The following is a 14,132-nucleotide window of genomic DNA, read 5'->3' on the forward strand; positions in this document are numbered from 1 at the left end:
CATACGGTAGGTTGCATAGCCGGTTTGCGATGCAAGCTCATGGGATCGCGTGCGATGGGAACGAGGGCGGGACGCGGGGGCGGAAGGCTGGCGGCCTGCCGCGGCGGAAACGCGGCGGTCGAGTTCGCGCTGGTCACGCCGCTCCTGCTGCTGCTGTTCGCCGGCATCTCCGCCTTCGGCATCTATCTCGGCGCCACGCACACCCTGCGCGAGATCGCGGCGGAGGCGGCACGCGCCTCGGTCGCCGGCGTCAGCGACGGCGAGCGCGCCTCCCTCGCCCAGGCGGTGGTGCAGCGCAGCCTCGCCGCCAGCGCGATGTTCAAGGCCGGCAGCGTCGGGGTCTCGGTCGGCACCAGCCCGAGCGACGCCACCGTCTACACGGTCACGCTCACCTACGATTCCTCCGGGCTCGGGCTGAAGTCCCTCGGCAAGCTGGTCCCGCTGCCGCCGGACATCTTCACCAGCACGGTCAGCGTGCGCCGGGGCGGGCTGTGAGCCGCCGGGCGCGCGACCTGCGATCGGCCCGGGGCGGCTCGGTCGCGGTTCTGGTGGCGCTCGGGGCCACCGCGCTGATGGGCGCGGCCGCGGTCGGGATCGATCTCGGCATGGTGGTGCAGGCCAAGCGCAAGGCGCAGGGTGCCGTCGACATCGCCGCGATGCTGGCCGCCGCCGGCGGCGGCGGGGCCGACGCGCTCGCCCGCCGCTCGCTGGCCGACAACGGCTACGCCGCCGCCACGGTGACGGTCTCGCCCGGGAGCTACGCCGGCAACGCCAGGATCGCGCCCGCCAGCCGGTTCCAGGCCGGCGCCAGCCCCGCCAATGCCGTCCGCGTCGGGCTGCGGACGGGGGTGCCGGTGCATTTCGCCCAGGTGCTCGGCCTGCCCAGGACCGTGCCGATCCAGGTGACGGGCACGGCCGCGAGCGCGCAGTTCGCCGCCATCTCGATCGGCTCCGGCGTGGCCGCGCTCGATGGCGGCATCGCCAACGCCCTGCTCGGGGCGATGCTGGGGACGAAGCTCTCGCTCTCCGTCCTCGACTACAACGCGCTGCTGTCGATGCAGGTCGACGCCTTCCGCTTCCTCGACGCGCTGGCGACCAACCTGAACCTCCAGGCGGCGGACTACACCGACCTCGTCGCCGCCAACGCCAGCGTCGGGCAGCTCACCGCCGCCCTCAAGGTCGCGGCACAGGGCACGTCGGGGGCGGGCGCCGCGGTGACGGCGTTGACGAAGCTGATGGGCGCGCTGCCCAACGCCGGCGCGCTGATCGCCGTGGCGCAGGTCGTCGACCTCGGGGATGCGGCCGCCCTGTCCCCGGCGCGGGGCGCGGCCGGCCCCCTCGTCGGCCTGATGGACGTGATCTCCGACATCGCCGCCAACGCCAACGGCCAGAACCAGATCGCGTTCGACCTCGGCGCGACGGTCCCGGGCCTGCTCAACACGCGGCTGACGCTGGCGATCGGCGAGCGGCGCCAGGATTCCGGCTACGTCCAGCCGGGCACGCCGAACGCGACGGTCCACACCGCGCAGGTGCGGATGCTGCTCGAGACGACGCTGACCGCGCCGCTCGGCCTCGGAACCGTGACCCTGCCGATCTATCTCGAGGCGGCGCAGGCCTCGGCGACCCTGCGCGGGGTCGCCTGCCCCTGGACCGCCTCGACCCGGCGGCAGGCGACGGTGGATGCGCAGCCCGGCCTCGCGACCCTCGCCGTCGCCAACGTCCCGCGCAGCAGCATCGCGGTCGGCGCCGGCACGCCCGACCTGAGCCGGTTCGCGAACCTCATCGCGCTGCCGCTGCTGACGGTGCAGGGAACGGCGCGGACGACCATCGCCAGCCCGGCGCCGCAGACCCTGACCTTCTCCGACGACGAGATCACGCGGCAGGTCACCAAGACCGTGTCCACCACCGGCCTGACGCAATCGCTGACCGGAAGCCTGGTCCAGGGCCTGTCGCTCTCGATCAACGGGTTGATCGTGCCGCCCCTGCTCGGGCCGCTGCTGTCGACCGCGCTGATGGCGGTGACCCCGGCCCTCGACATGGTGCTCGACACGACGCTGCGCATCCTGGGGCTGCGCCTCGGCTACGCCGACGTCACCGTCGACGGCACGATGTGCAACCAGGCCGTGCTGGTACAGTAGCACGCCGCCGCTTCGGCCCGGCGCCTGCCGGACGCCCGGCCCGGCACGATCGATGTGCCGAAGCCCGGCCTCGCCAGCGGCGCGGCGGCACGCGCGCCGCACCGGCCGGTTCGACGATCAGTGCCCGCGCCCCGGCCCGCGCGACAGGGCGGCGATCTGCTGGCCGAGGCTGAGGAGCAGCACGTCGACGAGAAGACGCAACTCCGAGTTGTCGAGCTGATCGATCGTCTCGCGGCAGGCCAAGGCGTGGGCGGCGGCGGTGTCGAGGATCGCCGAGGGGTCCTTCCGCTCGATCTCGGCGAAGGCGCCGAGGTCGAGATCGCCCTCGGTGACGTCGATGATGATCCCGTGGCCGTGCAGCACGGTCCCCGACTCGTTGCGGACGAGCCGGCCGCGATCGAGGATCCGGCGGACGCGGCCGGCGGTCGAGACGGTGCGGTATTCTGCGACGAACAGGCCCCCGCTGCGGCGCAGGCGCTTGAAGTGGCGCGACAGCTTCGGCAAGTCGTCGGGATGGACGCGGGCCTTGGCCCGCTCGAACGGCACGGGCAGCCCGGCGATCGCATGGTCTCCCGCCAGAACGTCGGCGGCCCCGGCATCCAGAATGCAGCGGTCGGGCCGGGTCGACCAGGCCCAGGTTCCGACCACGCCGGAGGCCGACAGGGCCGCCGTCAGGTCGACGGGCCGCGAGCGGGACCGGTCGATCGTTTCTGAGCGCATGGAGGACCTCCACGGTTCGGTTGCAGTTTCGCTTGGGAACCGCCGATATACAACCCAAGATGGAATTAACAACGCGTTAATTCAACACTCGGATCAGGCTCGACACCGCTGCATTCTACCGATTCCTGGGGGATGCAGGGCTATCCGATGCTGGGAATGCTGTTCGAGCCCAGTGCAGGCGCGCAGGCCCGGCCGACGAGGCCGAGACGTCGCCCCGTTCGATTCCCGACATCGCTCGGGCGAGGCCCGAGACCGGACGAGGGGGGACGATCAGCCGATCTGGCTGAACAGGGTCACGGCCCCGAAGATCAGAACGGATACGACCACGACGGCGATCAGGATCAGGGCCGCACGCGATTCCTGCAATTCCGGCGACATGCCCGCTCCATCACAGCCGGCGGACACGATGCCTCCGGCCGGCGCTATCCCGAACGAAACCTTGCATCGATCGATCCGGCTGTCGAGATGCGCGCGGTCGCCGGCCGCGGTGCGACAGCGCACAGCTTGGCCGCACGTTCACCCCTACGTTGAAGTCCTGCCGAAGGCCGACCCGTGCTCGCGCGTGAACGGCCGAGCCGGCATGGAGTGATGATCATGACATCGTCCCTGCGCATCGCCGCCCTCGTCCTCGCCGCCCTGCCGATCGCCTCGGCTCACGCCGGCGACACCCGGTCGAAGCCGCTGAGCCCGCGCGACCGCGCCGCCCTCGAGACCGCCCAGAAGTTCTCCGCCCGCATGAGCCGCCTCGATGCGCTGATGGGCGGCGTCCCGCAGAGCCCGGGGACGGCCCGCTCCCGCTCGGCCAACGCCGAGCACTAACGCGACGGCATCTCACCGAGGCCGCCGGCCTCGACGACGAAGCGCGCGACCGCGTCGGCTCCCGCGCCCTCCCGCAGGGATGCGAACACGTAGGGCCGCGGCCCGCGCATGCGCCGGGTGTCCGCCTCCATCACCCCGAGATCGGCGCCGACCAGCGGCGCGAGGTCGGTCTTGTTGACGATGAGCAGGTCCGAGCGGGTGATGCCGGGGCCGCCCTTGCGCGGGATCTTCTCGCCGCCTGCCACGTCGATGACGTAGAGGGTGATGTCGGCGAGCTCCGGCGAGAAGGTCGCCGCGAGGTTGTCGCCGCCCGACTCGATCAGGATCAGGTCGAGCTTCGGGAAGCGCCGGCGCATCTCGGCCACCGCCGCCAGGTTGATCGACGCGTCCTCGCGGATCGCCGTATGCGGGCAGCCCCCGGTCTCGACCCCCATGATCCGCTCCTCGGGGAGCGCGCCGGCCACCGTGAGGATGCGGGCATCCTCCTTGGTGTAGATGTCGTTGGTGATCGCGCAGATCTCGTAGGTGTCGCGGAAGCGCTTGCACAGCTGCTCCATCAGCGCGGTCTTGCCCGAGCCGACGGGCCCGCCGATGCCGACGCGCAAGGGTCCGTTGTTCGATGCCATGGGGGCAAGCTCCGTTAGAGGATCACGAGCGGAAGATCCGCGAATACTGGGTCTCGTGCCGGAACGAGCCGAGATCGAGGCGAAGCGTCGCCGAGCCGAGGTCGTCGAGGCTGCAGGCCTCCGCCTGCTCGGCGAGCGCGGCGATGCGCGGGCTCAGGCCGGCGATGATCCGCGTGCCCGCGGCCTGCCCGATCGGCGCGGCGCGCAACGCGGCCGAGACGAGACTCTGGACGAAGGCGAGTCCGTAGGCGGCCAGCATCCCCGGCCGGTCCATGCCGTGCGCGCCCGCGGCGGCCCCGACCGCGACCGGGTAGGCGACCGCCCCTGGCAGCGCCCCGGCGACCCCGTCGAGGGGTGGGCACGGCCAAGCCGCCAGGGTCGCGTCGAGGAAGCTGCGGCCCTGCTGGCTCGTCTCGAGGTGAAGCTCGCGCGACGGCGCCAGCGCCAGGGCGAGATCGTTGATCCCGGCGAGGTCCGGCAGAGCCGCCGCCGCCGCGGCGCGGTGGGCGTGGGCCGCCAGGATCAGGTCGTTGCGGCCGGCCCCGTGCTCCATCACGTCACCGAGCCATCCGGAGATGCCCGCCTCGTCGGCGACGTCGCCCGCCTCCACCGCCCATTCGAGCCCGTGCGAGTAGGCGTAGGCGCCGACCGGGTAGGTCGGCGACAGCCACGCCATCAGCCGGATGCGCTCAATCATGGGTGTGGTAGCGCCCGTCGCCGTGATGATGGGCGCGGCCGCCCGCGGGCTCGCCAGGGTCGCCGACATCATGGCCATGCGCCTGGGCGTGGCCGCCGGCATAGGCGCCCCCTTCCGGCCGGAACGGGCGCTCGACCGGCTCGGCGCTGCCGCCGAGGCCCCGCACCATCTCGGCCAGCACATGGTCGAAGGCGATGAACACCGCGTCCGCGGTGATCTCGGCCGGGATGTGCCGGTTGCCGATATGCCAGATCAACCGCTTCAGGGCGTGGTCCGACCCGGCCCGGACCTCCAGCAGGCGCTCGGGCGCGGCCTCGACCCAGACGAGCCGCCCATCCTCCAGCGCCAGCGCGTCGCCGTCGTCGAGCACCATGGGCTCGGGCAGGTCGAGCAGGAAGGCGAGCCCGCCGACGCCGCGCATCGCCATGCGGCGGCGATGCCGGTCGCCGTGGTCGAGCACGATGCGGTCGACGATCTCGGCCCCGGCGAGAACGTCGGAGCGGATGACGCGGGTGGCGCGGATCATGGGGTCAGGACTGATCCAGCAGGTCGGGCTCCTTGGGCAGGTAGTCGAGGTCGAGCGCCTGAACGACCGTGAACGGCGGCACCTCGGGAAACAGCGTGAAGTCGATGCCGGTCTCCTTCGACGCCAGCAGGCGGCCGGACAGGTAGCATCTCGTGAAGACGCTCGCCGGATGCCGCTTCAAGCTCGGGCTTGCCGTCATGATGTCGGCGATCTGCGTACGCTGCTCGACGATCGTCGACATCCATCCGTTCTTGCGAGCACCGGGCTGATACTTCCACTTGAGGAGGTGCCCCAGCAGAACGGCGAGGCGATTGCCGATCTCGCGCTTCTCGCTTGCGCCCACGCTCCTCACCTCGTCGATCAGGTTCCTCAGGTCGAGCTCGTCGAACCGGCGTGCCCGCAGCAGCTCGGCCTGGGCCTGCGTCCAGAGATAGAAGTCCGTCTCATAGGGATCGGCCGCCGGAGGCGGTCTCAGCGCGGCGTTCGACATCGTGGCTCTCCTCGAACGTGCCGATCCTACCTCAAAACAAAAAGTACCGCTGCGCCATCGGCAGAACGTCGGCCGGCTCGCAGACCAGCAGCTCGCCGTCGGCGCGCACGTCGTAGGTCTCGGGGTCGACCTCGATCTCGGGCGTCGCGTCGTTGAGGATCATGCTCTTCTTCGAGATGCCGCCGCGCACGTTCTCCACCGCGACGAGCTGCTTCTGGACACCCAGGCGCTCGCGCAGGCCGTCCTCGATCGCGGCCTTCGAGACGAAGGTCAGCGCGGTCGCGAACGGCGCGCGGCCGTAGGCGCCGAACATCGGGCGATAATGCACCGGCTGCGGCGTCGGGATCGAGGCGTTGGGATCGCCCATCGGCGCCACCGCGATCATCCCGCCCTTGATCACGAGGTCGGGCTTCACCCCGAAGAAGGCCGGCGACCACAGCACGAGGTCGGCGAGCTTGCCCGGCTCGACCGAGCCGATATGGGCCGACACGCCGTGCGCGATCGCCGGATTGATCGTGTATTTCGCGATGTAGCGCCGCGCCCGCATGTTGTCGTTGCCCGAGGCGTCGCCGGGGAGGGCGCCGCGCTGGCGCTTCATCTTGTCCGCCGTCTGCCAGGTGCGGATCGCGACCTCGCCGACCCGGCCCATGGCCTGGCTGTCCGACGACATCATCGAGAGCGCGCCGATGTCGTGCAGGATGTCCTCGGCCGCGATCGTCTCCTTGCGGATGCGGCTCTCGGCGAAGGCGAGATCCTCCGGGATCGACGGGTCGAGGTGGTGGCACACCATCAGCATGTCGAGATGCTCGTCGATGGTGTTTTTCGTGTAGGGCCGCGTCGGGTTGGTGGACGAGGGCAGCACGTGCGCGAGCCCCGCCACCTTGATGATGTCGGGCGCGTGCCCGCCGCCGGCGCCCTCGGTGTGGAAGGCGTGGATGGTGCGGCCGGCGAACGCGGCGATCGTGTCCTCGACGAAGCCCGACTCGTTCAGCGTGTCGGTGTGGATCATCACCTGCACGTCGTGCTGGTCGGCGACCGTCAGGCAGGTGTCGATCGCCTTCGGCGTGGTGCCCCAATCCTCGTGCAGCTTGAGCGCGCAGGCGCCGGCCCGCACCATCTCGACGAGAGCGTCGGGGCGCGAGGCGTTGCCCTTGCCGGCAAACGCCAGGTTCATCGGAAAGCTGTCCGCCGCCTCGATCATCCGGGCGATGTGCCAGGGGCCCGGCGTGCAGGTGGTGGCGAAGGTGCCGTGCGCCGGCCCGGTGCCGCCGCCGAGCATGGTGGTGATCCCCGAGCACAGGGCCTCGTCGATCTGCTGCGGGCAGATGAAGTGGATGTGGCTGTCGAAGCCGCCGGCGGTGAGGATCTTGCCCTCCCCGGCGATCACCTCGGTGCCCGGGCCGACGACGATGTCGACGCCCGGCTGGATGTCCGGGTTGCCGGCCTTGCCGAGCCGGACGATCCGCCCCTTCACGATCCCGACGTCGCACTTCACCACGCCCCAATGGTCGAGCACGACCGCGTTGGTGATCACCGTGTCCACCGCGCCGTCGGCGTTGGTGACCTGGCTCTGCCCCATCCCGTCGCGGATCACCTTGCCGCCGCCGAACTTCACCTCCTCGCCGTAGGTGGTGAAGTCGCGCTCGACCTCGATCTCCAGGCAGGTGTCGGCGAGCCGGATGCGGTCGCCGGTCGTGGGCCCGAACATGTCGGCATAGGCGGCGCGGGGGAGGGCGGCGCGGGGGGGCGTGTTGGCCATGCTAGAGCGCCCCCATCACGTCGCCGCGGAAGCCGTACACCGTCCGCCCGCCGGACAGCGGCACCAGGGCCACCTCCCGCGTCGAGCCGGGCTCGAACCGCACCGCCGTGCCCGGCGCGATGTCGAGGCGCCGGCCGCGGGCCTTCTCCCGGTCGAAGCGCAACCCCGGGTTGACCTCGAAGAAATGGTAATGAGAGCCGACCTGGATCGGCCGGTCGCCGACATTGGCGACCTCGACCACGGTGCGCTCGCAGCCTTCGTTGAACACGATCTCGCCCGGCAGCGTGGTGACGGCGCCCGGCACGTCGGGGGAGGGCGCGCCGCGCACCGGATGGTGCACGGTGACGAGCTTGGTGCCGTCGGGGAAGGTCGCCTCGACCTGGATGTCGTGGATCATCTCGGCGATGCCCGGCATCACCTGGTCCGTGGTGAGCACGTTGGCGCCCGCCTGCATCAGCTCGGCGACCGAGCGCCCGTCGCGGGCGCCCTCGACCACGACGTCGGTGATCAGCGCGATCGCCTCCGGGTGGTTGAGCTTGACGCCGCGGGCAAGGCGGTTCCGCGCGACCTGAGCGGCCATGGCCACGAGGAGCTTGTCTTTTTCGCGAGGCGTCAGCAGCACGAGGAGCCCTCTCGGATTTCGGCCGGTCCGGACTCATTTCGGCCGGTTCGGACCTGGAGCAAGGATCATGCTGGTGCGACGGTCAAGCCTTCCGGGCGACCGGAACGTGCCGCGCCTACCGCTGATTGAACCTTCGCGCGTCCGTACATGGCGCGTTCACGCGCACGCGTCATTCTGCGGATCCGAACATGACGATTCCCCTCCCCATCGCGCTCGTGAACGCGCGCCCCGTCGGCATCGCCGAGCTCGCCGCCTCCGCGGTGGCGCGCGCGCCGGCGCCCGATCGGCACGGCACCTTCCCCGTCGAGGCGATCGCGGCGCTGCGCGGCGCCGGGCTGCTCGTCGCGCCGCTGCCCGAGGCGTTGGGCGGAGCGGGCTTGTGCACGCCCGGCGGCGCCGACCGCCTGCGCGACGTGCTGCGCGGAATCGGGCGCGGCAACCTCGCGGTCGGGCGGATCTACGAGGGCCACGTCAACGCGCTGGCGCTGGTGCTGCGCTACGGCAGCGATCCGGTGCGCGCGCGCTTCGCGGCCGATGCCCGTGCCGGGCACCTGTTCGGCGTGTGGAACACCGAGCCGGCGGAGCCGGGCGGTCTCGCGCTCGGCACGGAGGCGGATCCGGCGGTGCTGACCGGCGCGAAGTCCTACGCCTCGGGGGCCGGGCACGTCACGCGCCCGCTGGTGACCGCGCGGCTGCCGGACGGGCGCCGCCAGATGCTCGTGGTGCCGCTCGATCCGGAAGCCCGCGCCGAGCTCGCCGACTGGCGCGCCCACGGGATGCGCGCCTCCGCCACCGGCACCGTCGACTTCTCCGGCCTGCGGGTCGAGCCCCTGGACCGCATCGGCGCCCCGGACGACTATTATCGCCAGCCGTTCTTCGCCGCCGGGGCGTGGCGCTTCCTCGCGGTCCAGTGCGGCGGCATCGAAGCGGTGCTGGAGGCGCATCGCGGCCACCTGACCGAGACCGGCCGCGGCGGCGATCCGCACCAGCGCGCCCGCCTCGGGCAGGCGGCCACGGCCGCCGAGACCGCGCGCCTGTTCGTGGAGCATGCCGCCCGGCTGGCGACGACGGAGCCCGTCGAGGGCGACCGGGCGGTCGCCTACGTCGCCCTCGCCCGCGGCGCGGTCGAGCGGGCGGGCCTCGACGCGATCGAGCTGGCCCAGCGCTCGGTCGGCCTCTCCGGCTTCCTCGAAGCCCACCCGCTCGAGCGGCTGGTGCGCGACCTCGCGACCTACCTGCGCCAGCCGGCCCCCGACGGCGCCCTCGTCAGCGCGGCGGCCTACGTCGCCGGGGCCGACGCCCCGGTCCACGCACTCTGGCACGACCCCGAACCGACCTGACAGCCGCATCGACGCACGACCCCGTCGCGCCGAGCCCTGCGAACCGCCGAGACCCGATGCGCGCCGACGCCTTCCTGCCCCTCCTCGATACCCTGCCCGTCGCCGATCTCTCGGCGATGGCGACGCGCGGCCTCGTCGTGGTCGCCCCCCATCCCGACGACGAGAGCCTCGGCTGCGGCGGCCTGATCGCCGAGGCACGGGCGCGCGGCCTGCCCGTCCGGCTCGTCGTCGTCAGCGACGGTTGCGGCTCGCACCCGAATTCCCGCCTGTACCCGCCCGAGCGGCTGCGCGGCTTGCGCGAGGACGAGACCCGCCGGGCGGTCGGCGAGCTCGGCTTGGCGCCCGAGCACGTCGCCTTCCTGCGCCTGCCCGACGCGCACGTGCCGAGCACCGGCGCGACGGCGCAGGCCGCGGCCGAGGTAATCGCGGACGCCGTGCGCGAGAGCGAGGCCGATGCGGTGTTCGTCACCTGGCGCCACGACCCGCATTGCGATCACACCGCGGCGGCCGACATCGTCGGGCTCGCCCGCCCGCTGATCCCCGGCATCCGCGCCTACGCCTACCCGGTCTGGGGCTGGACCCTGCCGCCGGAGCGCGAGGTCGGGCCGGCGCCGACCGGATTCCGACTCGACGTCGAGGCGCACCGCCCCGCCAAGCGCCGGGCGGTCGCGGCGCACGCCTCGCAGACGACGCGGCTGATCGCCGACGATCCGGACGGCTTCCGCCTGTCGGAGGCGATGGTCGAGCGCCTGTGCGGCCCCTACGAGCGCTTCGTGGAGTTGCCGCGATGAGCCGCCGCGCCGACTCGCTGACGCCGGATTACTTCGCCGGGCTCTACGGCGCCGACCCCGATCCCGATCCATGGGGCTTCACCACCAGCGCCTACGAGGCCGCCAAGTACGCCGCGACGCTCGAAGCCCTGCCGCGCGAGCGCTACGCCTCGGGCCTCGAGATCGGCTGCTCGATCGGCGTCCTCACCCACCGGCTCGCGCCGCGCTGCGCGGCGCTGCTCGGCATCGACGTGGTCGAGACCGCGCTCGCCGCTGCCCGCGCCCGCAACGCCGCGACGCCGTGGGTGCGCTTCGAGGCCTGCGCGATCCCGGATGCTTGGCCGGCGGGCCGGTTCGACCTGATCGTGCTGTCGGAGGTGGCGTACTTCTTCTCGCGCGCGGACGTCGCGCGGATCGCGGCGCGGATCGGGTCGTCGATCCTGCCCGGCGGCGACATCGTGCTGGTGCACTGGCTCGGCGAGACCGACTATCCGCTCTCGGGCGACGCCGCGGCCGAGGCCCTGATCGCGGATGCGCGCTTCGCGCGGCCGGTGCATCGGGTCCGCACCGCCGAGTACCGCCTCGACGTGCTGCACGTAAACGAGGTCTCGGCGTGAGCGTCAGCGTCGTCACCCTGAACAAGGGCCGCGGGCACCATCTCGCGCGCCTGCTCGAAGGCCTCGGGCGCGGCGCGCCGCCGGCGGAGGCCGTGATCGTCGAGATGGGCGGCGACGACGGCCCGCTGCCGGATCTCGGCTTCCCGGTGCGGCGCACGCATCTGCGGCGCGACGGCCTGCCCCTCGCCGCGGCCCGCAACGCCGGACGCCGCGCGGCGTCCGGCGACGTCCTGGTCTACCTCGACGTCGATTGCATCCCGTCCGCGACCCTGGTGTCCGGGCTCGCCGCATCCGTCGCCGAGCACGACGGGCTGATCTGCTGCGAGATCCGCTACCTTCCGGGCGCGGCAGTCTCCGACGGCTGGACCGAAGCCGGCCTCGACCGGGTCGGCCACCGCCATCCGGCGCGCCGCTTCCCGGAGGCCGGCGTGATCCCGGCGCCGCAACCGGGCCTGTTCTGGTCGCTCGCCTTCGCGGTGCGGGCCGCCACCTACGACCGCATCGGCGGCTTCGACGAGGGCTTCACGGGCTACGGCGCCGAGGACACCGACCTCGCCTTCCGCGCGGCGCAGGCCGGGGTGCCGGTGCTGTTCGCCGGCGGGATGCACGCCTTCCACCAGCACCACCTGTCCTGCGACCCGCCGCTGCAGCACTTCACCGACATCGTCGCCAACGCCCGGCGCTTCCACCGACGCCACGGGATCTGGCCGATGGACGGCTGGCTCGACGCCTTCGCCGGGCTCGGGCTGGTGGCGGCCGACCGCGCCGGCGGCCTCGCCGTGCTGCGTTCCCCGACCGAGGCCGAGATCGCGGCGGCGCAGGTCCCCGCCGACCGGCCGTTCTGAGCGCGGGCTCAGCGCGCGTCGAGGCCGGCGGCGATCCGCTCGATCGTCGCGGCCAGCCGCGGCACGGCGTCAGGATCGTGCAGGGCGGACATCGCCGCGGGGTCGAGGGCGAGGCCGGCCGCGACGATGGCGGGCCAGGCGGACGCCTCCGGCCAGGACGGGCGCACCACGGCGGCATTGAGGCGCTCGAGCGCCGCCGCTTTCTCGGTCTGCTCGCCGAAGGCCCGCGGTTCGGGCAGGCAGACGAAGCGGCGTCCCGCAGCCGCCACCGCCGCGACCACGCCGTCGCCGCCGCCCCCGACGACCAGGGCGGCGCGGGCGAGATGCGGGCCGATCTCGGCGACCCATCCGTGCAGGTGCAGGTTCGGGGGCGGATCGGCGACCATGCCCGCGACCGGACCGAGGACGTGCCAGGCGCGATCCGGCACCGCGCGCGCCGCGGCGGCAAGCTCGGTGGCGTCGCCGCCCGCGCCGCCGCGGCCGAACACCACGACGATCGGGCCGTCGGGGTCCGGGGCGGGGCCGGGGCGGGCGGTCGCGCCGAGGAAGCCGGCGTAATGGGTCCTGTCGCGCACCCAGGCCGGGACGGACGCGCCGTCGAGGGTGCGCGGGAACGGTGCGATCAGGCGCTCGGCGCTGCGGAAGGCCTCGAGATGGGGCGGATCGGTCCGGGTGCCGGCGAGCCGCACCATCAGCACCGGCACCGACATCAGGCGCGCGAACAGCGCGACCTCGACCGAGACGTCGACCACGATCAGGGCGGGGTCCTCCCGCGCGATCCAGGCCGCGATCGCCGCCATGCGGTCGCGCAGGCCCGCCAGCCCGAGGGGCGCGTAGTGAAAGGCCTCGGGGCGCGTCGCCGCCCCGTCACGGCCGTCGAAAGCGGCCTCGGGCGAACGGGCCTCGGGCAAGCGGTCGTCGGGCAGGTCGAGGACGCTGCCCGGCGCCGCGTCGCGATCGAGGCCGGCCAGCGTGCCGATCAGGGTGCAGGGCCGGTCGAGGTGCCGGGCGATCGCGCAGGCGCGCTGCCAATGGCCGGCGCCCTGATGGTGGACGTAGTAGCCGACCGGCCGCTTCACGCGGCCGCGCTCGGGCGGAGGATCGTGTCGAAGGCGGCGAGGGCTGCGTCGAGTTCCATCTCCGGAGCCGGTCCGTCGGCGGCCTCGCACAGCGGGCCCGCCCGCTCGACGAAGGCGATGTCGTTGACGCAGGCATCCGGGCTGATGGATGCGAGGTCCGCGGCGGTGAGGCCGAACGCCGCGAGGGCGGCAAGGCGCTCGGGTCCGGCCGTGCCGCGGAAGACGCTGCGCAGCGCCGCGCGCCGCGCAATCACGGCTTCCCAGTGGCTCGGTGCGGGCAGGCGGTAGGGGAGGCCGGCGCGGGCGGTGACGGCGCGCCGGACCATCTCGGTGGCCATGCCGCCCTGCGCCCGGCCGGCGGCGCGGTCGGAGACCATCACCGACACCTCGGGACAGTGGCGCAGGCGTCCGCCGGCCTCGCGGACGCGGGCGACGAGGGCGTTGTCCTCGCCGCGCGGCAGGGCCGGCAGGCCGCCGACGCTGCGATACAGCGCGGCGCGCAGCGCGAGGCTCGCGCCGGTATGGTCGCCGTGACGGGGGGCGGGATCGTGCGGCGGCGGATCGAGCGCGTCCTCGATCCGGCGGACGGCGGCCCAGTAGCGCTCGATCCGGTCATGCAGGTCGGCGAGCGCCGGATCGGTCTCCTCTTCCGGGTCGATCACGAGACGGCCGCCGACGATCTCGGCGCCCTCCAGCGCCCGGAGGTTGGCGGCGAGCCAGGTCCGCGGCACCCGCGCGTCGGCGTCGGTGGTGAGCAGGATGCCGTCGGGATGCCCGTCGGCGTCGAGCCAGGCGGCGCCGGCATCGAGCGCCATCCGCCGCGCGGTGCCGACATGGGCCTCCGCCGGCTCGAGATGCGCCTCGATCACCCGGATCGCGAGCGCGGGCGCCTCGCCCGCCGCCTCCATCGCGCGCACGGCGGCGACCGTGCCGTCGGTGCAGTTGTTGGCCACGATCAGGACGCGCAGGGGCGTCCCGGCCGAGAGGCCGTCCTGAGCGGCCAGCGAGCGGAGGAGGCGCGGCAGGCAGCGCACCTCGTCGCGGGCGGGCACGCAGACGACCGCCTGTTCGGACGGGCGCATGG

17 protein-coding genes are annotated in these 14,132 nt (G+C 73.1%); 7 read left to right on the plus strand and 10 right to left on the minus strand.

Annotated features, from left to right (window positions below):
* Nucleotides 1–54 precede the first annotated feature (54 nt).
* Both MKK68_RS17465 and MKK68_RS17470 read left to right on the plus strand, forming a co-directional pair.
* Nucleotides 55–495: a TadE/TadG family type IV pilus assembly protein gene (locus tag MKK68_RS17465; RefSeq protein WP_243937449.1), complete on the plus strand. Its 441-nt coding sequence runs from the start codon at nt 55–57 to the stop codon at nt 493–495.
* Complete coding sequence (locus MKK68_RS17470; protein ID WP_244031830.1) at nt 492–2,138, plus strand: TadG family pilus assembly protein; 1,647 nt, start codon at nt 492–494, stop codon at nt 2,136–2,138. The genes MKK68_RS17465 and MKK68_RS17470 overlap by 4 nt, the downstream gene beginning before the upstream one ends.
* A 117-nt stretch (nt 2,139–2,255) precedes the next feature.
* Here the strand turns inward: MKK68_RS17470 and MKK68_RS17475 are convergent, their stop codons facing one another.
* On the minus strand, nt 2,256–2,858 hold the full coding sequence (locus MKK68_RS17475) for a PAS domain-containing protein (RefSeq protein WP_244031832.1): 603 nt from the start codon (nt 2,856–2,858) through the stop codon (nt 2,256–2,258).
* A 270-nt stretch (nt 2,859–3,128) separates the two neighbouring features.
* Complete coding sequence (locus MKK68_RS17480; RefSeq protein ID WP_187275569.1) at nt 3,129–3,359, minus strand: hypothetical protein; 231 nt, start codon at nt 3,357–3,359, stop codon at nt 3,129–3,131.
* A gap of 93 nt (nt 3,360–3,452) precedes the next feature.
* On the opposite strand from MKK68_RS17480, the gene MKK68_RS17485 reads away from it, so the two are divergent.
* On the plus strand, nt 3,453–3,677 hold the full coding sequence (locus MKK68_RS17485) for a hypothetical protein (RefSeq protein ID WP_147843749.1): 225 nt from the start codon (nt 3,453–3,455) through the stop codon (nt 3,675–3,677).
* Here MKK68_RS17485 and ureG read toward each other — a convergent pair.
* The 6 genes from ureG to MKK68_RS17515 are packed head-to-tail and all read right to left on the minus strand — an operon-like array spanning nt 3,674 to nt 8,397.
* Nucleotides 3,674–4,303, minus strand: coding sequence for an urease accessory protein UreG (gene ureG, locus MKK68_RS17490; RefSeq protein ID WP_243934882.1), 630 nt, complete (start codon nt 4,301–4,303; stop codon nt 3,674–3,676). The genes MKK68_RS17485 and ureG overlap by 4 nt on opposite strands.
* A gap of 22 nt (nt 4,304–4,325) precedes the next feature.
* Nucleotides 4,326–5,000: an urease accessory protein UreF gene (locus MKK68_RS17495; protein WP_243937455.1), complete on the minus strand. Its 675-nt coding sequence runs from the start codon at nt 4,998–5,000 to the stop codon at nt 4,326–4,328.
* Nucleotides 4,993–5,526: an urease accessory protein UreE gene (locus MKK68_RS17500; RefSeq protein ID WP_244031834.1), complete on the minus strand. Its 534-nt coding sequence runs from the start codon at nt 5,524–5,526 to the stop codon at nt 4,993–4,995. The genes MKK68_RS17495 and MKK68_RS17500 overlap by 8 nt, the downstream gene beginning before the upstream one ends.
* A gap of 4 nt (nt 5,527–5,530) precedes the next feature.
* A complete protein-coding gene (locus tag MKK68_RS17505; RefSeq protein ID WP_243937459.1) occupies nt 5,531–6,016 on the minus strand; it encodes a DUF29 domain-containing protein in 486 nt (161 codons plus the stop codon).
* A 31-nt stretch (nt 6,017–6,047) separates the two neighbouring features.
* Nucleotides 6,048–7,775 carry an urease subunit alpha gene (gene ureC / locus MKK68_RS17510; RefSeq protein ID WP_243947651.1) on the minus strand — a complete coding sequence of 576 codons (1,728 nt, stop codon included), beginning with the start codon at nt 7,773–7,775 and terminating at the stop codon, nt 6,048–6,050.
* Between the two features lies 1 nt (nt 7,776).
* Nucleotides 7,777–8,397: an urease subunit gamma gene (locus MKK68_RS17515; RefSeq protein ID WP_147729308.1), complete on the minus strand. Its 621-nt coding sequence runs from the start codon at nt 8,395–8,397 to the stop codon at nt 7,777–7,779.
* A 188-nt stretch (nt 8,398–8,585) separates the two neighbouring features.
* On the opposite strand from MKK68_RS17515, the gene MKK68_RS17520 reads away from it, so the two are divergent.
* From MKK68_RS17520 to MKK68_RS17535, 4 genes are read left to right on the plus strand one after another with little or no spacing between them, the layout of a single operon-like run.
* Entirely contained in the window at nt 8,586–9,737 is a 1,152-nt protein-coding gene (locus MKK68_RS17520; protein ID WP_243947675.1) for an acyl-CoA dehydrogenase family protein, read from the plus strand.
* A gap of 56 nt (nt 9,738–9,793) precedes the next feature.
* Complete coding sequence (locus MKK68_RS17525) at nt 9,794–10,528, plus strand: PIG-L deacetylase family protein (RefSeq protein ID WP_244031836.1); 735 nt, start codon at nt 9,794–9,796, stop codon at nt 10,526–10,528.
* Nucleotides 10,525–11,124: an SAM-dependent methyltransferase gene (locus tag MKK68_RS17530; RefSeq protein ID WP_244031846.1), complete on the plus strand. Its 600-nt coding sequence runs from the start codon at nt 10,525–10,527 to the stop codon at nt 11,122–11,124. Before MKK68_RS17525 ends, MKK68_RS17530 begins: the two co-directional genes overlap by 4 nt.
* Nucleotides 11,121–11,969, plus strand: a complete 849-nt coding sequence (locus tag MKK68_RS17535; RefSeq protein WP_243947679.1) for a glycosyltransferase family 2 protein — start codon at nt 11,121–11,123, stop codon at nt 11,967–11,969. Before MKK68_RS17530 ends, MKK68_RS17535 begins: the two co-directional genes overlap by 4 nt.
* A gap of 8 nt (nt 11,970–11,977) precedes the next feature.
* Here MKK68_RS17535 and MKK68_RS17540 read toward each other — a convergent pair whose 3' ends face one another.
* A complete protein-coding gene (locus MKK68_RS17540; protein ID WP_244031847.1) occupies nt 11,978–13,048 on the minus strand; it encodes a glycosyltransferase in 1,071 nt (356 codons plus the stop codon).
* The gene (locus tag MKK68_RS17545) at nt 13,045–14,130 is read right to left on the minus strand and encodes a glycosyltransferase (protein WP_244031849.1); all 1,086 of its coding nucleotides are present in this window, start codon (nt 14,128–14,130) and stop codon (nt 13,045–13,047) included. Before MKK68_RS17545 ends, MKK68_RS17540 begins: the two co-directional genes overlap by 4 nt.
* Nucleotides 14,131–14,132: the final 2 nt, after the last annotated feature.

The organism is Methylobacterium sp. E-016 (assembly GCF_022829745.1).
Taxonomy (GTDB): domain Bacteria; phylum Pseudomonadota; class Alphaproteobacteria; order Rhizobiales; family Beijerinckiaceae; genus Methylobacterium.